General features: G+C 61.2%; 17 protein-coding genes. 12 read left to right on the top strand and 5 right to left on the bottom strand.

The features are described 5' to 3' along the window. The first annotated feature begins 476 nt into the window (after positions 1-476). From purE to QLG12_RS22220, 4 genes are all read left to right on the top strand, one after another. Complete coding sequence (gene purE, locus QLG12_RS22205; protein ID WP_007954291.1) at positions 477-968, top strand: 5-(carboxyamino)imidazole ribonucleotide mutase; 492 nt, start codon at positions 477-479, stop codon at positions 966-968. A 10-nt stretch (positions 969-978) separates the two neighbouring features. Next, positions 979-2,061, top strand: coding sequence for a 5-(carboxyamino)imidazole ribonucleotide synthase (locus QLG12_RS22210; RefSeq protein WP_011336621.1), 1,083 nt, complete (start codon positions 979-981; stop codon positions 2,059-2,061). A 113-nt stretch (positions 2,062-2,174) separates the two neighbouring features. Further along, complete coding sequence (locus QLG12_RS22215; RefSeq protein WP_003229635.1) at positions 2,175-2,420, top strand: GlsB/YeaQ/YmgE family stress response membrane protein; 246 nt, start codon at positions 2,175-2,177, stop codon at positions 2,418-2,420. A 102-nt stretch (positions 2,421-2,522) separates the two neighbouring features. Continuing rightward, entirely contained in the window at positions 2,523-3,059 is a 537-nt protein-coding gene (locus QLG12_RS22220) for a DUF3299 domain-containing protein (RefSeq protein WP_064379774.1), read from the top strand. 65 nt (positions 3,060-3,124) lie between these two features. Here the strand turns inward: QLG12_RS22220 and QLG12_RS22225 are convergent, their stop codons facing one another. After that, complete coding sequence (locus QLG12_RS22225; protein WP_236192379.1) at positions 3,125-4,024, bottom strand: D-hexose-6-phosphate mutarotase; 900 nt, start codon at positions 4,022-4,024, stop codon at positions 3,125-3,127. A 57-nt stretch (positions 4,025-4,081) separates the two neighbouring features. Further along, positions 4,082-4,486 carry an acyl-CoA thioesterase gene (locus QLG12_RS22230; RefSeq protein WP_003229628.1) on the bottom strand — a complete coding sequence of 135 codons (405 nt, stop codon included), beginning with the start codon at positions 4,484-4,486 and terminating at the stop codon, positions 4,082-4,084. Positions 4,487-4,862: 376 nt separating this feature from the next. Here QLG12_RS22230 and QLG12_RS22235 point away from each other — a divergent pair, with 376 nt between their 5' ends. The 8 genes from QLG12_RS22235 (at position 4,863) to QLG12_RS22270 (ending at position 15,513) form a co-directional block, all read left to right on the top strand. After that, positions 4,863-6,161: an MFS transporter gene (locus QLG12_RS22235; protein WP_197868910.1), complete on the top strand. Its 1,299-nt coding sequence runs from the start codon at positions 4,863-4,865 to the stop codon at positions 6,159-6,161. Between the two features lie 154 nt (positions 6,162-6,315). After that, a complete protein-coding gene (locus QLG12_RS22240) occupies positions 6,316-7,317 on the top strand; it encodes a phosphate ABC transporter substrate-binding protein PstS (protein ID WP_007954316.1) in 1,002 nt (333 codons plus the stop codon). A 424-nt stretch (positions 7,318-7,741) separates the two neighbouring features. Beyond that, positions 7,742-9,775, top strand: a complete 2,034-nt coding sequence (locus QLG12_RS22245) for an ABC transporter permease subunit (RefSeq protein ID WP_170928910.1) — start codon at positions 7,742-7,744, stop codon at positions 9,773-9,775. Between the two features lie 16 nt (positions 9,776-9,791). Then, entirely contained in the window at positions 9,792-11,462 is a 1,671-nt protein-coding gene (gene pstA / locus QLG12_RS22250) for a phosphate ABC transporter permease PstA (protein ID WP_197868909.1), read from the top strand. 93 nt (positions 11,463-11,555) lie between these two features. Continuing rightward, complete coding sequence (pstB, locus tag QLG12_RS22255; RefSeq protein ID WP_007954333.1) at positions 11,556-12,389, top strand: phosphate ABC transporter ATP-binding protein PstB; 834 nt, start codon at positions 11,556-11,558, stop codon at positions 12,387-12,389. A gap of 124 nt (positions 12,390-12,513) precedes the next feature. Further along, positions 12,514-13,275 carry a phosphate signaling complex protein PhoU gene (gene phoU, locus QLG12_RS22260; protein ID WP_007954334.1) on the top strand — a complete coding sequence of 254 codons (762 nt, stop codon included), beginning with the start codon at positions 12,514-12,516 and terminating at the stop codon, positions 13,273-13,275. 177 nt (positions 13,276-13,452) lie between these two features. Continuing rightward, complete coding sequence (locus QLG12_RS22265) at positions 13,453-14,409, top strand: response regulator (protein ID WP_011336612.1); 957 nt, start codon at positions 13,453-13,455, stop codon at positions 14,407-14,409. A gap of 207 nt (positions 14,410-14,616) precedes the next feature. Further along, entirely contained in the window at positions 14,617-15,513 is an 897-nt protein-coding gene (locus QLG12_RS22270; protein WP_282475239.1) for a M23 family metallopeptidase, read from the top strand. 7 nt (positions 15,514-15,520) lie between these two features. On the opposite strand, the gene QLG12_RS22275 is transcribed toward QLG12_RS22270, so the two are convergent. The 3 genes from QLG12_RS22275 to phoB form a co-directional block, all read right to left on the bottom strand. Next, entirely contained in the window at positions 15,521-16,861 is a 1,341-nt protein-coding gene (locus tag QLG12_RS22275) for a hemolysin family protein (protein WP_007954342.1), read from the bottom strand. Positions 16,862-16,972: 111 nt separating this feature from the next. Beyond that, the gene (phoR, locus tag QLG12_RS22280) at positions 16,973-18,259 is read right to left on the bottom strand and encodes a phosphate regulon sensor histidine kinase PhoR (protein WP_232253752.1); all 1,287 of its coding nucleotides are present in this window, start codon (positions 18,257-18,259) and stop codon (positions 16,973-16,975) included. A gap of 135 nt (positions 18,260-18,394) precedes the next feature. Next, the gene (gene phoB, locus QLG12_RS22285; protein WP_007896474.1) at positions 18,395-19,084 is read right to left on the bottom strand and encodes a phosphate regulon transcriptional regulator PhoB; all 690 of its coding nucleotides are present in this window, start codon (positions 19,082-19,084) and stop codon (positions 18,395-18,397) included. Between the last annotated feature and the right edge of the window lie 99 nt (positions 19,085-19,183).

Below are 19,183 nucleotides of genomic sequence, written 5' to 3' on the forward strand. Positions count from 1 at the left end.
TGATAGCGACAGGCAGGCCTGATGGTGCCAACTGTCCTGCCGTTGCGATTTTGGAAGTGTTTTCAAATATGGATTTGTTGCTGTGCAATATAAGTTTTGTTTTTTGGTGGGCTCTCTGTTTTTTTGTTTTGTGCTTGGTTGTATATCATTTAAATTTTGTTGTGGCTCTTGGGAATGTTTTGATTTTTATTACATGAACTCATGCGGAAATTTGAGTACGCTCTCCATCCGACCTGTTGTTCATGTTTCCCGTGTGAAAAAACGAAGCAGTATTCTTGAACCTCGAGTCAGCAAAATGTGTGGTTAGGTTCAGATGACAGATGGTCGCGACGGGGGCTGTTTATTGCTTTCTTTGCGGTATACTGCGCGGCCTTCGGCCGGTTCGTCCGGCCATTTTTCCTACAACAAGCCACGCATTCTGCGTGGCTTGTTGTTTTTGACGCGCCTGCGGGCGCCCAGAGAGAAGAGGCGCGACGATGAGTGCACTGGTTGGCGTGATCATGGGCTCCAAGTCCGATTGGTCCACCCTTAGCCACACCGCCGATATGCTGGAAAAGCTCGGCATCCCGTACGAGGTCAAGGTGGTTTCCGCCCACCGCACCCCCGATCTGCTGTTCCAGTACGCCGAAGAGGCTGAAGGCCGCGGCATCGAGGTGATCATCGCCGGTGCCGGTGGCGCAGCCCACCTGCCAGGCATGTGTGCGGCCAAGACCCACCTGCCGGTGCTGGGCGTTCCGGTCCAGTCGGCGATGCTCTCGGGCGTCGATTCGCTGCTGTCGATCGTGCAGATGCCGGCCGGCATTCCGGTTGCCACCCTGGCCATCGGCAAGGCGGGCGCGATCAACGCAGCCCTGCTGTCGGCGAGCATCCTGGGCGCCAAGCATCCACAATTCCACGCGGTACTGAAAACCTTCCGTGCCGAGCAGACAGACAGCGTCCTGGACAATCCAGACCCACGTATTGCCTGAGGTTGTTGAGATGAAGATCGGTGTAATCGGTGGCGGCCAGTTGGGTCGCATGTTGGCTCTGGCGGGCACTCCGCTGGGCATGAACTTCGCTTTCCTCGATCCTGCGCCGGATGCGTGCGCCGCTGCGCTGGGCGAACACCTGCGGGCCGATTACGGCGATCAGGATCATCTGCGCCAGTTGGCCGATGAAGTCGACCTGGTGACCTTCGAGTTCGAAAGCGTTCCGGCTGAAACCGTGGCGTTTCTTTCGCAATTCGTGCCGGTCTACCCGAGCGCCGAAGCGCTGCGCATCGCTCGCGACCGCTGGTTCGAAAAGAGCATGTTCAAGGACCTGGGGATTCCGACCCCGGCGTTCGCCGACATCCAGTCGCAAGCCGACCTGGACGCCGCCGTCGCGTCGATCGGCCTGCCGGCCGTGCTGAAAACCCGCACCCTGGGTTACGACGGCAAGGGCCAGAAAGTCCTGCGCAAGCCGGAAGACGTGGTCGGTACCTTCGCCGAACTGGGCAGCGTGCCTTGCCTGCTGGAAGGCTTCGTGCCATTCACTGGCGAAGTGTCGCTGATCGCCGTGCGCGCCCGCGATGGCGAGACGAAGTTCTATCCACTGGTGCATAACACCCACGACAGCGGCATCCTCAAGCTGTCGGTTGCCAGCTCCGATCACCCGCTCCAGGCCCTGGCCGAAGATTATTCCAGCCGCGTGCTCAAGCAGCTGGATTATGTCGGTGTGATGGCGTTCGAGTTCTTTGAAGTCGACGGCGGCCTCAAGGCCAACGAAATCGCACCGCGCGTGCACAACTCCGGGCACTGGACCACCGAAGGCGCCGAGTGCAGCCAGTTCGAAAACCACCTGCGGGCCGTTGCCGGTCTGCCGCTGGGTTCGACCGCCAAGGTCGGCGAGAGCGCGATGCTCAACTTCATCGGCGTTGTTCCGCCGGTTGAAAAAGTCATCGCCATCGACGATTGCCACCTGCATCACTACGGCAAGGCCTTCAAGGCCGGGCGCAAGGTCGGTCACGCCAACCTGCGCTGCAAGGACAAGGCGACTCTCGAGCAACAGATCCTCAAGGTCGAAGCGCTGATCGCCGAGTAACGACAGTTTCATCTGGCATCGGCGGAACCATTAAGGGGCCGCCGTTCTCTGATGGCAGGATGCGAAAGTCTGGCTAGGCTTCATCGCATATCTACCATTCAGAGGGAAATGCCATGGGAATTATCGGAACCATCTTTATCGGCCTCATCGTCGGCCTGCTGGCGCGGTTCCTGAAACCGGGCGATGACAGCATGGGCTGGATCATGACCATCCTGCTCGGTATCGGCGGTTCGCTGGCAGCCACCTACGGCGGCCAGGCCCTGGGCATCTATCAGGCGGGGCAGGGCGCAGGCTTCATCGGTGCACTGGTCGGCGCGATCGTGCTGCTGGTGATCTACGGCCTGATCAAAAAGAACTGATCCAAAGCGACAAAGCCCTCTCTGCCAATCGGCGGGGAGGGCTAGAATGCTCGGCGATTCAGCGTTCCCTCCCTATTCGAGCATCCTTTACCGAGCACTTTCATGCGCCGTCTTCTGTTGACTCTCCTTTTGCTGGGCAGTGGTCTGGCCCACGCCGGCGAACTGCCGGAAACCGACTGGCTGGAACTGATGCCCAAGTCGGACCAGAAAGCCCTCGAGGCCATGCCTGAAATCGACCACAACTCTCCGGAAGCCACCGGCACCTTCACCCAGAAAGGTGGGATGAAGCAGGCCAAAGGTTTGCCGGCGGTGATGTATTCGACCAAGACCGTGGCGTCGATGAACGACAAACACATCCGCATCGGTGGTTATCCGGTGCCGCTGGAATCCGACGCCAAGGGTCGCAGCACGCTGTTCTTCCTCGTGCCGTATCCGGGCGCGTGTATCCACGTGCCGCCACCGCCACCGAATCAACTGGTGCTGGTGCGCTATCCAAAGGGCTTGAAGCTGGATGACATCTACACACCGCTGTGGGTGACCGGCACGCTGAAGATCGAAAAGGTCAGCAATGATCTGGCCGATGCGGCGTACGCGCTGGAAGCGGACAAGGTGCGGGTGGTGCAGGAATCTGATCTGTAATAGGCATCCCAAAACAACTGTGGGAGCGAGCAGGCTCGCCCCCACATTTTGTTTTGCGGTACTGGTTAAAGCGGTTTGCTGCCGACACTGACGCCCATGGTGTGGCTAGCGCCCGGCGCCAAAGTCACCACGTCGTCCATCACGTTCGCCGTCTCGATGCACAGCATGCGCTGCCAGCCGTCGTTGTCCATGTCGCTGAGCGCCGCTGCGCGGTCGATCCACGGGTTCCAGATCACCGCTGTGCGCGAGCCGGTAGCCGTCAGCACAATGCGCCGCTCCCAGGCCGGGTCGACGATGCTCAGTTGCGGCGGGGCGTCGAGATAGATGCGGTCGGTTTCGCCGGCAAAGTGCAGGTCGCCTTGCTGGGTGCAGGTCTTCCAGTCGTCGAGGGTCTCGATGTAGTTCAAGCCATCGACGCCGGCGACGCGCACGTTGCGCACGTCGCTGACGGAAAAATACGTGTGCAACGCCTGACTGAGGCTGACGGTGTCGTTGCCACGGTTGTGGCTGGTCAGGCTGAACTGCAATTGCTCGGACAAGTGCAGGGTCAGGGTCAGGTCGACCTGATGCGGCCAGCCCGGCAGTCCGCCTTCAGGGCGGGGCAGCCTGAATTCGACCTTGACGCCGTCAGCCTCTGATTCGATGCCGCCCAGCTCCCAATCCATTGCCCGCACCAGGCCGTGCGCGGGGGCCGGTTGCGCACCTGTGTACATGGCCTGCACGCTCTGCGGGTTGCGTTCGAACTTGCCGAACCACGGCCAGCACACCGGCACACCGGCGCGGATGCTTTTGCCGGTCTGGAATACGGCCTTGTCGTTGAGCCAGATGATCGGCGGCTGGCCATCGATCTGATAACTGAGAATGTGCGCACCTTGCTGGGCCACCAGCACTTCGGCCTGACCGTGGCGGATGCGCCAGCAGTTCAGTTCATCCAGTTTCACGGCTTCAACGTTGGGCGTGTTCATGGGACAACTCTCGATCAGCAACTTGGACGACTATCGACCGTGAAACGGTCGCGAGGTTTAACGTGCGCGTGGCGGAACCGAACGGGTGCGACCGCTGCCATCGATGGCAACGAACACAAACACCGCTTCAGTCACCTTGCGCCACTCGCTGGACAGCGGGTCGTCGCTCCACACCTCGACCATCATCTGGATCGAGCTGCGGCCGATTTCCAGGGTCTGGGTATAAAAGGACAATTGCGCGCCGACGGCCACCGGGACCAGAAACGCCATGCGATCAATGGCAACGGTCGCGACACGGCCACCGGCAACACGGCTGGCCATGGCCGTGCCGGCCAGGTCCATCTGTGCCACCAGCCAGCCGCCGAAAATATCGCCGAAGCCGTTGGTTTCGCGGGGAAGCGCGGTGATTTGCAAAGCCAGGTCGCCTTGCGGGATCGGATCTTCTTGTTCTAGCTCTATCATGCCGGGGGGCCTCTGACCCGTGACTCTTCGTGGGTGCTGCTGGTAGTAGCCGTCTTCGGGAAAAACGATTCAGCACCGAACATACTACGTTCGTCACGTTTTCCATCAGGCGCCTAAGGAGAAACTCTGCGAAATCGGCTAATCCCGAGCAAAGGTCGGGCCAACGACGTTTTCGCACAGCAACCCCCTACAAACCGGAGCAAGGTTGCGAGTATATCGGTCGGTAGACTCCGCGACGACCGTCCGGTTCTCATTTCGACCGGCAAATACGCGCCTCTATGTGCTTTTTCGAACAATTTGCTATGGTGCCGAACCTGCCCGAGCCACAGCCAGCGTTGTTGTGGCGGCAGATCCGACTATAAGAGAAGACCTTGCCATGACCACAGCGCCCTCGAGCCTCGCGCAGCCCGACCAACCCGCACGACCGTTGACCCGCAATGACTACAAGACTCTGTCGCTATCGGCCCTGGGGGGCGCGCTGGAGTTCTACGATTTCATCATTTTCGTGTTCTTTGCCACCGTGGTCGGCAAATTGTTCTTCCCGGCCGACATGCCTGAGTGGCTGCGCCTGATGCAGACCTTCGGCATCTTTGCCGCCGGTTACCTGGCGCGGCCGCTGGGCGGAATCGTGATGGCGCACTTCGGCGACCTGCTGGGGCGCAAGAAGATGTTCACCCTGAGCATTTTCATGATGGCGGTGCCGACCCTGATCATGGGCCTGCTGCCGACCTACGCGCAGATCGGCCTGTGGGCGCCGATTCTGCTGCTGTTGATGCGCGTCATTCAGGGCGCGGCGATTGGCGGCGAAGTGCCGGGGGCGTGGGTCTTCGTTTCCGAACACGTGCCCGGCAAGCACATCGGCTACGCCTGCGGCACCCTGACCAGCGGCCTGACGGCGGGCATCCTGCTCGGTTCGCTGGTCGCTACGGCGATCAACAGCATCTATACCCCAACGGAAGTCTCGGATTACGCCTGGCGGATCCCGTTCCTGCTCGGCGGCGTGTTCGGTCTGTTCTCGGTCTACCTGCGTCGCTGGCTGCACGAGACCCCGGTGTTCGCCGAGCTGCAACTGCGTAAGGCGCTGGCCGAGGAAGTGCCGCTGCGCGCGGTGCTGCGAGACCATCGCGGGGCGATCGCGGTGTCGATGCTGCTGACCTGGCTGCTGTCCGCCGGCATCGTCGTGGTGATCCTGATGACCCCGACCGTGCTGCAGACGGTCTATCACTTCTCGCCGACCACCGCGCTGCAATCCAACAGCCTGGCAATCGTGTTCCTGAGCTTCGGTTGCATCATTTCCGGCGCGCTGGCGGATCGCTTTGGCGCCGGTCGCGTGTTTGTGTTCGGCTGCGCGGCTCTGCTTGCCAGTTCCTGGGCCTTCTATCACAGCCTCGCCGATCACCCGAACTGGCTGTTCCCGCTGTACGCGCTGACCGGTTTCCTGGTCGGCACCATCGGCGCGGTGCCTTATGTGATGGTCAAAGCGTTCCCGCCGGTGGTGCGCTTCAGCGGTCTGTCCTTCTCTTATAACGTCGCTTACGCCATCTTCGGTGGCCTGACCCCGATGGTGGTCAGCCTGCTGCTGAAAGAAAGCGCGATGGGGCCGGCCTACTATGTGGCGGTGCTGTGCGGGATGGGGATCCTGGTCGGCGCGTGGTTGTGGAGCAAAGGTCGCTAAGCCACCTTCACACTTGCGGTTACAACTGAAAGGCCAGCCTTCCGACAGGGATGCTGGCCTTTCATCCAATTGTCATATTTCAGCCATAGAGTGTTCACACGGCCTGCTGATACTTGGCCCCGACTTAACACACCCTATCTGCTAGGAGTAAGGCATGAAACTGAAGCGTTTGATGGCGGCAATGACTTTTGTCGCTGCTGGCGTTGCGACTGCCAACGCGGTTGCCGCTGTTGACCCTGCTATCCCGAGCTACACCAAGACCACTGGTGTGTCGGGCAATCTGTCCAGCGTCGGTTCCGATACCCTGGCCAACCTCATGACCCTCTGGGCTGAGAACTACAAAAAAGAATACCCGAACGTAAACATCCAGATTCAGGCGGCTGGCTCCGCTACCGCGCCACCTGCGCTGACTGAAGGCACCTCCAACCTGGGCCCGATGAGCCGCAAGATGAAGGACACCGAACTGGCGGCCTTCGAACAGAAATACGGCTACAAGCCAACCGCTATCCCGGTTGCCGTGGACGCCCTGGCTGTGTTCGTGCACAAGGACAACCCGATCCAGCACCTGACCATGGAACAGGTTGACGCGATCTTCTCGTCCACCCGTCTGTGCGGCGCCAAGACCGACGTGAAAACCTGGGGCGACCTGGGCGTGACCGGCGACCTGGCCAACAAGCCGGTTCAACTGTTCGGCCGGAACTCGGTATCCGGCACCTACGGCTACTTCAAGGAAGAAGCCCTGTGCAAAGGCGACTACAAGCCTAACGTCAACGAACAACCAGGCTCGGCTTCGGTCGTGCAGTCGATCAGCTCCTCGCTGAACGGCATCGGTTACTCGGGCATCGGCTACAAGACCGCCAGCGTGAAAACCGTTGCTCTGTCGAAGAAGGGCAGCACTGACTTCATCGAAGACACCGAAGAAAACGCCCTGAACGGCAAGTACCCGCTGTCGCGTTTCCTGTACGTGTACGTCAACAAGGCCCCGAACAAGCCTCTGGCCCCGCTGGAAGCCGAGTTCGTGAAACTGGTTCTGTCGAAACAGGGCCAGGAAGTGGTAGTGAAAGACGGCTACATCCCGCTGCCAGCCAAGGTTGCTGCAAAAGCACTGGCTGACCTGGGTCTGCAGGAAGGCGGCGCTGAAGTCGCAAAAAAGTAACAAACTGAGTCAGGGGTGAACCCCGCCTGACTCCCGTGTGGGGCCCGGCCCGCAAGCGGCCTGGCCCCCACACTCACCGAATTCTTCTATCCACTGCCAGTGCCCTGCTGGCGGCGGATTTGGTGCGTCACTGCATTGTCATCTTTCTGTCATACAGGATCGCTAGGGTGTGCGCATGAATGATCTGGCCAATTCCAAAATGACTACGAACCCTCCCAAGCGCATTGACTTCAATACGCCTGAGTTGCAACGCAAGCGCCGCATTCGCGCGCTCAAGGATCGCTTCACCCGCTGGTACGTCCTCGTCGGCGGTCTGGCGGTGCTGGCAGCCATCACCCTGATCTTCTTCTTCCTCGCCTACGTGGTCGCGCCGCTGTTCAAAGGTGCTGACCTGACTGCGAAAGATGCACTCACCCCGGCCTGGATGCAGGACGCCGGCAAGCCGCTGATGATTTCGCTCGAAGAGCAGAATCAGGTGGCCATGCGCGTTTCCGACAAGGGCCAGGCGCTGTTCTTCGACATCGACAGTGGCGCTGAATTGAAGCGCGTCGATCTGCCCCTGCCGGCAGGCGCCAGTGTGACCTCCATCGGCGAAGACCAGCCGGGCCATCCGCTGGTGGCCGTGGGCCTGTCCAACGGTCAGGCGCTGGTGTTCCGTCACACCTATAAAGTCAGCTACCCGGATGGCAAGAAGACCATCACTCCGGCCATCGAGTACCCGTACGGCGAGACACCGATCGCACTTAACGAAAGTGGCGGTGCGCTGGAGCATGTCAGCCTCAATGCCACCGATTCGACCCTGATGCTGGTCGGCTCCACCGGTTCGCAACTCAATGTGCTGTCGCTGACCAGCGAAGAAAACATGATGACCGGCGAAGTCACCAACGAGCAGAAGCGTATCGATCTGCCGCAGATGACCGAGCCTGTGAAAAACATCTTCGTCGACCCGCGCCAGCAATGGCTGTACGTGGTCAACGGGCGTGCCCAGGCCGACGTGTTCAGCCTGCGCGACAAGAGCCTCAACGGTCGCTACAAGCTGCTGGAAAACGCCGATGCCGAAGTCACCGCCGCCACGCAACTGGTGGGTGGCATCTCGCTGATCGTCGGTGACTCCAAGGGTGGCCTCGCCCAGTGGTTCATGGCCCGCGACACCGACGGCGAGCTGCGCCTGAAGCAGATCCGCACCTTCCAGATGGGCACCACGCCGATCGTGGAAATCTCCGCCGAAGAACGTCGCAAGGGCTTCCTGGCCCTGGATGCCAGCGGCAAGCTCGGCGTGTTCCACAGCACCGCGCACCGCACCTTGCTGGTCGATCAAGTCGTCGAAGGCCAGGGCCTGTTCGGCCTGTCGCCGCGCGCCAACCGCGTGATCGTCGAAGCCGGCGGCAAGCTGCAACCGCTGCTGCTCGACAACCCGCACCCGGAAGTCTCGTGGAGCGCGCTGTGGAGCAAGGTCTGGTACGAGAACTACGACGAGCCTAAATACGTCTGGCAATCGACTGCGGCCAACACCGATTTCGAACCGAAACTGAGCCTGTCGCCACTGACCTTCGGCACCCTGAAAGCCGCGTTCTACGCGATGCTGCTGGCTGCACCGCTGGCCGTCGCCGCTGCGATCTACACCGCGTACTTCATGGCCCCGGGCATGCGCCGCAAGGTCAAACCGGTGATCGAACTGATGGAAGCGATGCCGACGGTGATCCTCGGCTTCTTCGCCGGCCTGTTCCTCGCACCGTATGTAGAAGGGCATCTGCCGGGCATCTTCAGTCTGCTGATGCTGCTGCCGATCGGCATTCTGATCGCCGGTTTCACCTTCAGCCGCCTGCCTGAATCAATCCGCCTGAAAGTCCCGGACGGCTGGGAAAGTGCGTTGCTGATCCCGGTAATCCTGTTCGTGGGCTGGCTGTCGCTGTACATGAGCCCGTTCATGGAGAACTGGTTCTTCGGCGGTGACATGCGCATGTGGATCTCTCACGACCTGGGCATCACCTACGACCAGCGCAACGCCCTGGTGGTCGGTCTGGCCATGGGCTTTGCGGTGATTCCGAACATCTACTCGATCGCCGAAGACGCCGTGTTCAGTGTGCCGCGCGGCCTGACCCTGGGCTCGCTGGCCCTCGGTGCCACGCCGTGGCAGACCATGACTCGCGTGGTCATCCTGACTGCCAGCCCGGGCATTTTCTCGGCGCTGATGATCGGCATGGGCCGTGCGGTCGGCGAAACCATGATCGTGCTGATGGCCACCGGCAACACCCCGGTCATGGAAATGAACCTGTTCGAAGGCCTGCGTACCCTGGCCGCCAACGTCGCGGTGGAAATGCCGGAGTCGGAAGTGGGCGGCAGCCACTACCGCGTGCTGTTCCTTTCGGCGCTGGTGCTGCTGTTGTTCACCTTCGTCATGAACACCCTCGCGGAACTGATTCGTCAGCGTCTGCGCAAGAAATACTCGTCGCTTTAAGCAAAGGTAGAAGTCTGTGAAACAGAACTCCCTGAAAGGATGGTTCAAGAGCGGCGCCCCCGGCGTCTGGATCAGCGGCGGCGCGGTGTCCATCGCGGTCATCATGACCATTGGCCTGCTGGCGGTGATCGCCGTGCGCGGTCTGGGTCACTTCTGGCCGGCGGATCTGATCCACGCCAGCTATGACGTACCGGGCCAGGGCCAGCATCTGGTCGTGGGCGAAGTGGTGCAGAAAGAAGAAGTGCCGCGCGCCCGTCTGAAGAGCGCCGGCCTGCCGGTGCCGGACGAAGGTCCGGAATTCATGACCCGCGAGCTGATCAAGGTCGGTAACCGTGACCTGAACGGCAACGACTTCACCTGGATCGTCGGCGAGTGGCTGACCGACCAGAAGAATCCGCCGGAGCTGATGGCGCTGGAGCGTCGTGAGTGGGGCAACTTCTACGGCTACCTGGTCAACGTCAAACAGGACGGCAAGGTGATCGCCGAAGGCGAAGCCGCCTGGCCTGAGCTGCAAGCGCGGATCAACCGCGTGAACGGCCTCGCCGCGCAGCTCAAATCGCTGGAAAAAACCGACATCGGCGCGATCAACGCCGGTCTCGAGCGCATCCGTCTGCACGGTCGCAAGCTGGAGCTGGAAGGCAAGCTCGACGCCACCGCGCAAGCGGACATGGACGCCGAGCGTGCCGAGCTGAACGCCCGCTATCAGGACGTTGAAGCCCGTCTGGCCGACCTGCACGCGCAGTTCAACCGTGACGCTTTGACCGCTCGTGATGCGAACGGCAAGGAAATCGAAATCGGCCTGGGCAAAGTGGTTCACGCCTACCAGCCGAACGCGATGGGTACGTTCACCAAGATCGGTTTCTACTTCAGCAAGGTCTGGGAATTCCTGTCCGACGACCCGCGTGAAGCGAACACCGAAGGCGGGATTTTCCCGGCGATCTTCGGCACCGTGATGATGACCCTGATCATGGCGATGATCGTGACCCCGTTCGGTGTGCTGGCGGCGGTGTACCTGCGTGAATACGCCAGGCAGAACACCCTGACCCGGGTGATCCGGATCGCGGTGAATAACCTGGCGGGTGTTCCGGCGATTGTTTACGGCGTATTCGGTCTGGGCTTCTTCGTCTACGTGCTCGGTGGCTCGCTCGACCGTCTGTTCTTCCCTGAAGCGCTGCCGGCACCGACCTTCGGTACACCGGGTCTGCTCTGGGCTTCGTTGACCCTGGCGCTGCTGGCGGTGCCGGTGGTGATCGTGGCCACCGAAGAAGGTCTGGCGCGTATCCCGCGCACCGTGCGTGAAGGCTCGCTGGCCCTCGGCGCGACCAAGGCTGAAACCCTGTGGAAGATCGTTCTGCCGATGGCCAGTCCGGCCATGATGACCGGCATGATCCTCGCCGTGGCGCGTGCCGCCGGTGAAGTGGCGCCGCTGATGCTGGTAGGTGTGGTGAAACTGGCGCCGTCGCTGCCGGTGGACGGCAACTACCCGTACCTGCACCTGGATCAGAAGATCATGCACCTGGGCTTCCACATCTATGACGTTGGCTTCCAGAGCCCGAACGTCGAGGCCGCGCGGCCGCTGGTATACGCCACGGCGCTGCTGTTGGTGCTGGTGATCGCCACCCTGAACCTGTCGGCGGTGTACATCCGTAACCACCTGCGCGAGAAGTACAAAGCACTGGACAGCTAAAGCCATTAGCCACAAGCGGCAAGCTACATGCCGCTTTTGCTCAAACTTGCGGCTTGCAGCTAAAAGCTTGCAGCTACGAACGGAGTGAGACCCATGCAGCACGAAACACATACCCACGGCATCAACATGTCTGCCCTGGGCCGCGACAAGCAGAGCCTGAACCTCGAACAGGAAACCGTGGCCATCGAAGTGCCGGGCCTGAGCCTCTACTACGGCGAGAAACAGGCGCTGTTCGACGTCAGCATGAACATCCCGAAACAGCGCGTGACCGCCTTCATCGGCCCGTCCGGCTGCGGCAAGTCCACGCTGCTGCGTACCTTCAACCGCATGAACGACCTGGTGGACGGCTGCCGCGTCGAAGGCGCGATCAACCTGTACGGCAACAACATCTACCGCAAGGGCGAAGACGTGGCCGAGCTGCGTCGCCGGGTCGGCATGGTGTTCCAGAAGCCGAACCCGTTCCCGAAGACCATCTACGAAAACGTGGTCTACGGCCTGCGCATCCAGGGCATCAACAAGAAGCGCATCCTCGACGAAGCCGTCGAGTGGGCACTGAAAGGCGCGGCCCTGTGGGACGAAGTCAAAGACCGCCTGCATGACTCGGCCCTTGGCCTGTCCGGCGGTCAGCAACAGCGTCTGGTGATCGCCCGTACCATCGCCGTGGAACCGGAAGTGCTGCTGCTCGACGAACCGTGCTCGGCCCTCGACCCGATCTCGACCCTGAAAGTTGAAGAGCTGATCTATGAGCTCAAATCCAAGTTCACCATCGTCATCGTGACCCACAACATGCAGCAGGCAGCGCGGGTGTCCGACTACACGGCGTTCATGTACATGGGCAAACTGGTGGAATTCGGCGACACCGATACCTTGTTCACCAATCCGGCCAAGAAGCAGACCGAAGATTACATCACAGGGCGATACGGCTAGCCGTACAGCTGCAAGCGGCAAGCTTCAAGCGGCAAGTTAGAAGCGATGCGGCAGGGAACACCACATAACAGCTTGCAGCTCGTAGCTTGCAGCTCTTGGTTAAACGCTTTTTCGGAGCGAACGCATGATTTCCAAAGAAGGCCTCACCCATCACATTTCCGCGCAGTTCAACGCCGAACTGGAAGAAGTGCGCAGCCACCTGCTGGCCATGGGCGGGCTGGTCGAGAAGCAGGTCAACGACGCGGTCACCGCGCTGATCGAGGCCGACTCGGGCCTGGCCCAACAAGTGCGCGAGATCGACGACCAGATCAACCAGATGGAACGCAACATCGACGAAGAATGCCTGCGCATTCTGGCCCGTCGTCAGCCGGCGGCGTCCGACCTGCGGCTGATCATCAGCATCTCCAAGTCGGTGATCGACCTGGAGCGTATCGGCGACGAAGCGACCAAGATCGCCCGCCGTGCGATTCAGCTGTGCGAAGAAGGTGAAGCGCCGCGCGGTTACGTCGAAGTGCGTCACATCGGCGACCAGGTGCGCAATATGGTGCGTGATGCGCTGGACGCATTTGCCCGCTTCGACGCCGATCTGGCGTTGTCGGTGGCGCAGTACGACAAGATCATCGACCGCGAATACAAGACCGCTCTGCGCGAACTGGCGACCTACATGATGGAAGACCCGCGCTCTATCTCGCGGGTCTTGAGCATTATCTGGGTGCTGCGTTCGCTGGAGCGGATCGGCGACCACGCCCGCAACATCTCCGAGCTGGTGATCTACCTGGTGCGCGGCACCGACGTACGCCACATGGGCCTCAAGCGCATGAAGGAAGAAGTTGAAGGGACAAGTGGTGAAACCGCTAATGTTCCGGGCGATGCTGACGATAAGTAAGATTGCCTGAGAAAAGCGCCCGGCCCTTTGGCCGGGCGTTTTTGTTTCTGCTTTTCACAGGCAGAACCGAATTAAAAAGCAGCACCCGCGAACGAAAAGTCCCGGCGTGACTGAAGAGTTTTGGCAATGTGCCATCAGCCAGCGTTATGCTTGCCGGGATTTTAATAGGGGTGTTGGATGAGCAAGATCAGTGTGTTGGTCGTGGACGATGCATCGTTCATTCGTGACCTGGTGAAAAAGTGCCTGCGTAATTACTTCCCGGGGATTCGCACCGAGGACGCCATCAACGGCAAGAAGGCCCAGGCCATGCTGGCCAAGGAAGCCTTCGACCTGGTGCTGTGCGACTGGGAAATGCCGGAAATGTCCGGCCTCGAACTGCTGACCTGGTGCCGTGAGCAGGACAATCTCAAGACCATGCCGTTCATCATGGTTACCAGCCGTGGCGACAAGGAAAACGTCGTGCAGGCGATCCAGGCCGGCGTCACTGGTTACGTCAGCAAACCGTTCACCAACGAGCAACTGCTGACCAAGGTCAAGCAGGCTCTGAACAAGGTCGGCAAGCTCGACACCCTGATGAACAGCGCCCCGACCAAGATGAACTCGGCGTTCGGCAACGACTCCCTGAGCGCGTTGACCGGTGGCAAGGCTGCCGTGGTCGGTTCCGCACCTGCTGCTGCTGCGGCCAACCCGTTTGCCAAGCCTGCCGCGGCGGCCCCGGCACCTGCCGCCGCGCCACAACGTGGCCTGCTCAACAGCCCGCCGGTGAAAGCTCCGGCAGCCTCCAGCGCTCCGGCCGGTGGTCGTGGTCAGGGCCAACTGCGCTTGCCGAGCGGCACCCAGCAATGCGTGATCAAGGCCCTGAGCATCAAGGAAGCGCTGCTGGTGGTGAAACGCACCGACACCCTGCCGCAAATCCTCGACAGCGCCGTGCTCGATCTGGAGCAGGGCGACAACGCCGAAATCGCCCGCCTCAACGGCTACCTGCACGCCGTCGTCGCCCACGAGCCGAAACCCGACAGCGACTGGCTGCAACTGACCTTCCGCTTCGTCGACCAGGACGCGCAGAAGCTCGACTACATCTCCCGCCTGATCGCTCGCGGCACGGCGCAGAAGCACTTCGTACCGGGCGCTTGATCTTCGTCGCCTGATCGTCCGCCATCGCCAGCAGGCTGGCTCCCACAGGGTTCACACCGAACCTGTGGGAGCGGGTTTGCCCGCGAAGGGGCCATCAAAATCACCACCCATCTCTCGCGCTGCCCAATTTGAAACATCTGTCGACTAGCCTGGTCTGCTTCAGCTGCTAGGCTCATTCCCAGGCCTTACTCGACAGAATTTTTGCCCATGCCCCTGCGCCTGCTGTTTTTCTGTGGTCTGTTCATGGCCTCCACCTCGACTGTGGCCATGACGATCTACAAATCCACCGATGCCAACGGAGTGGTTTCGTACAGCGACCGTCCGAGCAAAGGCTCCCAGGTGTTCGTGTTTCAGGACCGGATGGTCGAGCGCCTCGAGCGCCAGGTCTATCTCGACATCAAGAAGCAGAAGGGCGCGGACCTGGTATTCGTGCGCAATGATCTGTATGCGCCGGTCGAGATTGCCCTGGCGTTTACCGGGATGAGCAACGTTCGCGGCGCACCGGCGCAAACGATCCGCCGGGTGCTGCCGGCGCGCAGCAATACGCGGCTGGCGCTGCTGACGGCGGTGTCCGGTGGCAAGCCGCTGGTGTACACGCCGCAGTTCCATTATTCCCTCGGTGACCCGGCCGGCGCGGCTCAGGGCTATCGCTATCCGTTTCCGTGGCGTGGCGGGCCGTTCCGCCTCAGCCAGGGCGCCAACGGCGACTACAGCCACTTCGGGCCGAAGAACAAGTACGCGATGGACATCGCCATGCCGGTCGGCACGCCGATCATTGCGGCGCGGGCCGGGGTGGTGGTGAAGACCGAGAATGCCCAGAACGGGCGCGGCACCGATCCCTCCGGCAACTTCGTGCGGATACTGCACGACGACGGCACGATGGGTGTGTACCTGCATCTCAAGCAAGGATCGGTGAGTGTCCGCGAGGGGCAGCGGGTGGCGGTGGGCAGTCCGCTGGCGCTGTCCGGCAATACCGGCAACAGCAGCGGCCCGCACCTGCACTTCGTGGTGCAGCGCAATACCGGGATGGGGCTGGTGTCGATTCCGTATCAGTTCAACCGGCCGCTGGGGGCGTTGCCCAACTTTGCGTTGGGCAAGCAGTAACCCCCCGTCAGTCGAGCATCAGCACCTTGGCCAGAATGATCTTCGGACCTTTCATCTTCTTGATGATGATCCGCAGGCCTTCGACTTCCAGCACTTCTTCCTCTTCCGGCACCCGTTTCAGGGTTTCGTAGATCAGCCCGGCGAGGGTTTCGGCTTCGATGTGGTCCAGGTCGATCCCCAGCAGGCGCTCGACCTTGAACAGCGGCGTATCGCCCCGCACCAGCAACTTGCCCGGCTGGTAGGCGAGGATCCCGCGTTCGGCCTTGCGGTGTTCGTCCTGGATATCGCCGACCAGCACTTCCAGCACGTCTTCCATGGTCAGGTAGCCGATGATGTTGCCGTCGGCTTCTTCGACCACGGCGAAGTGCGAGCCGCCCTTGCGGAACTGCTCCAGCAGCTGCGACAACGGCATGTGCCGCGACACACGTTCCAGCGGGCGGGTCAGTTCGGCGAGGTTGAACGACTCGGGAATGTGGTCCAGCGCTGCCAGTTCCAGCAGCAGGTCCTTGATGTGCAGCAGGCCGACGAACTCCTTGCGCTCGCTGTCGTACACCGGATAACGGCTGAACTTGTGGCGACGGAACATCGCCAGGATTTCTTTCAGCGGGGCGTTGAACTCAAGGGTGATCAGGTCTTCCCGGGAGTTGGCCCAGTCGACCACTTCCAGCTCGCCCATTTCCACCGCCGAGGCCAGCACGCGCATACCCTGGTCGCTCGGGTCCTGGCCACGGCTGGAGTGCAGGATCAGTTTCAGTTCTTCGCGGCTGTAATGGTGCTCGTGATGCGGGCCGGGTTCACCTTGACCCGCAATGCGCAGGATGGTGTTGGCGCTGGCATTGAGCAGGTAGATCGCCGGGTACATGGCCCAGTAGAACAGGTACAGCGGCACTGCCGTCCACAGCGACAGCAGTTCGGGTTTGCGGATCGCCCAGGATTTGGGTGCGAGTTCGCCGACCACGATGTGCAGGTAGGAAATGATGAAGAACGCGGTGAAGAACGAAATGCCTTTGACGACTTCGGCCGACTGCACGCCGACCGCGCTCAGCAGCGGTTCGAGAATGTGCGCGAACGCCGGCTCGCCGACCCAGCCCAGGCCGAGGGAGGCGAGGGTGATACCGAGCTGGCACGCCGAGAGGTAAGCATCGAGCTGACTGTGTACGGTGCGCAGGATGTGCCCGCGCCAGCCGTGCTGTTCAGCGATGGCTTCGACCCGGGTCGAGCGCAGTTTGACCATGGCGAACTCCGCCGCAACGAAGAAGCCGTTGAGCAGAACCAGGATCAGAGCGAAAAGAATCATGCCGAAATCGGCGAATATTGTTGCGAGGGACAAGCCAGGGGAAGGGTCCATGATGGAGTTTTGCGGGTTCCGTGTGATTCGAAAGAAAGAAAAATCCGCACCTGAAAGGCAGGCGCAAGTCAGCCAATGTAGCGGCTGACCTGGCGATTGCCTAGTCCGGCATTACTCAGCGGCGCTGATGACCCGTGCCTGAGCGACTTGGGCCGGGGCGAAATGGCAGGTGAACGTGCTGCCATGACCGGGCACGCTGCTGATCTCCATCCGTGCACGATGGCGCAGCAGCACGTGTTTGACGATGGCCAGGCCCAGACCCGTGCCGCCGGTGTTGGAGTTGCGGCTGGAGTCGACGCGGTAGAAGCGTTCGGTCAGGCGCGGCAGGTGTTTGCTGTCGATGCCGATCCCGGAGTCCTGCACGCTCAGGTGCGCGCCCTGATCGTCGCCCCACCAGCGGATGCGGATATTGCCTTCGGCCGGGGTGTATTTGACGGCGTTGAACACCAGGTTGGAAAACGCACTGCGCAGTTCCGCCTCGCTGCCCTTGAGCAGAATGCTGGTGTCGGCTTCCAGGGTGATTTTCTGATTCTTCGATCCCGACAGCTGCTGGGCGTCGCTCTTGATCGACTGCAACAGGGTGTCGATGTGCACCGGCTGATTGTCCGACGGGTAATCGGTGGCTTCCAGCTTGGCCAGCAACAGCAAGTCGTTGAGCAGGGTCTGCATGCGCCCGCCCTGTTGCTGCATCTGCTGCAGGGCGCGGCTCCAGCGCGGGTTCACTTCCTCGACGTTGTCGAGCAGGGTTTCCAGGTAGCCGCAGATTACCGTCAGCGGGGTGCGCAGCTCATGGGAGACGTTGGCGATGAAGTCTTTGCGCATCTGTTCAAGCTGATGGATGCGCGTGACGTCGCGCACCAGCATCAAGTGTTCGTTATTGCCGTAGCGCGTGAGGTACAGCTGAATGCGTACGCGATCGTTGGTGGGCGAGGGGATTTCCAGCGGCTCGGCGTAGCTTTCCTGCTCGAAGTATTCCTTGAAGCGCGGATGGCGGACCAGGTTGGTCACCGGTTGACCGCTGTCCTGCGGGGTCTTGAGGCCGAGCAGGGTTTCGGCGGCGCGGTTCCACCATTCCAGGTTGCCGTCGCTGTCGAGCATGATCACCGCGTCTTTCAGCGCAGCGGTGGACTCCTGGACGCGGTCGATCACCGCTTGCAGGCGCCCGCGTACCCGTTGGTCGCGGCGTTGCAGGTGGTAGATGCTGTCGAACACCTCGCCCCACAGGCCGTAACCGTCGGGCGGTGCTTCATCGGGTTGGTGCAGGCGCAGCCATTCGTGCAGGCGCAGCAGTTGCTTGAGCGTCCAGGCCAGGTACAGGCCCAGGCCCGCCGCCAGGCTCCAGCCGTAGTAGCCGGTGATCAGACCGATCACCAGGCAGCCGGTGACCAGCAACAGCATGTGGCGAATCAGGGTGCCATGCCAGTTTTGATTCACGGAGCGTCCTTAACGCAGCTTCAAGTTTCAAGCCGCAAGCTATAAGTCAGGGCGGCTCGCTGTTGCTTGCCGCTCGTAGCTCGCAGCTTGCGGCTGTTTTCAAGCTTTGGTGGAGAACCGGTAGCCGGTGCCGCGCACGGTTTGTACCAGATTTTCGTAGGCGTCGCCGAGCGCCTTGCGCAGGCGCCGGATGTGCACGTCGACGGTGCGCTCTTCAACATAGACGTTGCCGCCCCAGACCTGGTCCAGCAACTGGCCACGGGTGTAGGCGCGCTCCTGGTGGGTCATGAAGAATTGCAGCAGACGGTATTCGGTCGGGCCCATCTCGGCCGGTTTGCCGTCGATGGTCACGCGATGGCTGATCGGGTCGAGCAGCAGGCCGCCGACTTCGATCGGCGCTTCGCCATCGGTCGGGCCGGCGCGACGCAGCACAGCCTTGAGGCGTGCTACCAGTTCGCGTGGGGAAAACGGTTTGGTGATGTAGTCGTCGGCGCCGACTTCCAGGCCCTGGATCTTGTTGTCTTCTTCGCCCTTGGCGGTGAGCATGATGATCGGGATGTCCCCGGTCAGTTCGTCACGCTTGAGGCGGCGGGCCAACTCGATGCCGGAGGTGCCGGGCAGCATCCAGTCGAGCAGGATCAGGTCCGGCTTGCGGTCGACGATGATGGCGTGGGCCTGCTGCGAGTTCTCTGCCTCGAGGCAGTCATAGCCGGCCATTTCCAACGCAACGGCGATCATTTCGCGAATGGGCGCTTCGTCGTCGACGATCAGAATGCTCCTGCCAACCATGCCTTAATCCTCTTGTCATTTAACTGTCTTGCGCCGCATTAGATAACGGAATTATTGCAGTCGTGTGACAGTATTTTAGTCCGGCGGCGATTGTGCGAA

This window comes from Pseudomonas sp. V88_4, assembly GCF_029967985.1.
Lineage (GTDB): Bacteria > Pseudomonadota > Gammaproteobacteria > Pseudomonadales > Pseudomonadaceae > Aquipseudomonas > Aquipseudomonas glycinae.

Coding starts and splice junctions, on each gene's coding strand:
- QLG12_RS22270 (WP_282475239.1), top strand. CDS start 14,617: ATGCCCCTGCGCCTGCTGTTTTTCTGTGGTCTGTTCATGGCCTCCACC.
- purE (WP_007954291.1), top strand. CDS start 477: ATGAGTGCACTGGTTGGCGTGATCATGGGCTCCAAGTCCGATTGGTCC.
- phoR (WP_232253752.1), bottom strand. CDS start 18,259: ATGCTGTTGCTGGTCACCGGCTGCCTGGTGATCGGTCTGATCACCGGC.
- phoU (WP_007954334.1), top strand. CDS start 12,514: ATGATTTCCAAAGAAGGCCTCACCCATCACATTTCCGCGCAGTTCAAC.
- QLG12_RS22275 (WP_007954342.1), bottom strand. CDS start 16,861: ATGGACCCTTCCCCTGGCTTGTCCCTCGCAACAATATTCGCCGATTTC.
- QLG12_RS22235 (WP_197868910.1), top strand. CDS start 4,863: ATGACCACAGCGCCCTCGAGCCTCGCGCAGCCCGACCAACCCGCACGA.
- pstB (WP_007954333.1), top strand. CDS start 11,556: ATGCAGCACGAAACACATACCCACGGCATCAACATGTCTGCCCTGGGC.
- QLG12_RS22220 (WP_064379774.1), top strand. CDS start 2,523: ATGCGCCGTCTTCTGTTGACTCTCCTTTTGCTGGGCAGTGGTCTGGCC.
- QLG12_RS22225 (WP_236192379.1), bottom strand. CDS start 4,024: ATGAACACGCCCAACGTTGAAGCCGTGAAACTGGATGAACTGAACTGC.
- QLG12_RS22265 (WP_011336612.1), top strand. CDS start 13,453: ATGAGCAAGATCAGTGTGTTGGTCGTGGACGATGCATCGTTCATTCGT.
- QLG12_RS22210 (WP_011336621.1), top strand. CDS start 979: ATGAAGATCGGTGTAATCGGTGGCGGCCAGTTGGGTCGCATGTTGGCT.
- QLG12_RS22240 (WP_007954316.1), top strand. CDS start 6,316: ATGAAACTGAAGCGTTTGATGGCGGCAATGACTTTTGTCGCTGCTGGC.
- QLG12_RS22245 (WP_170928910.1), top strand. CDS start 7,742: ATGCAGGACGCCGGCAAGCCGCTGATGATTTCGCTCGAAGAGCAGAAT.
- QLG12_RS22230 (WP_003229628.1), bottom strand. CDS start 4,486: ATGATAGAGCTAGAACAAGAAGATCCGATCCCGCAAGGCGACCTGGCT.
- QLG12_RS22215 (WP_003229635.1), top strand. CDS start 2,175: ATGGGAATTATCGGAACCATCTTTATCGGCCTCATCGTCGGCCTGCTG.
- phoB (WP_007896474.1), bottom strand. CDS start 19,084: ATGGTTGGCAGGAGCATTCTGATCGTCGACGACGAAGCGCCCATTCGC.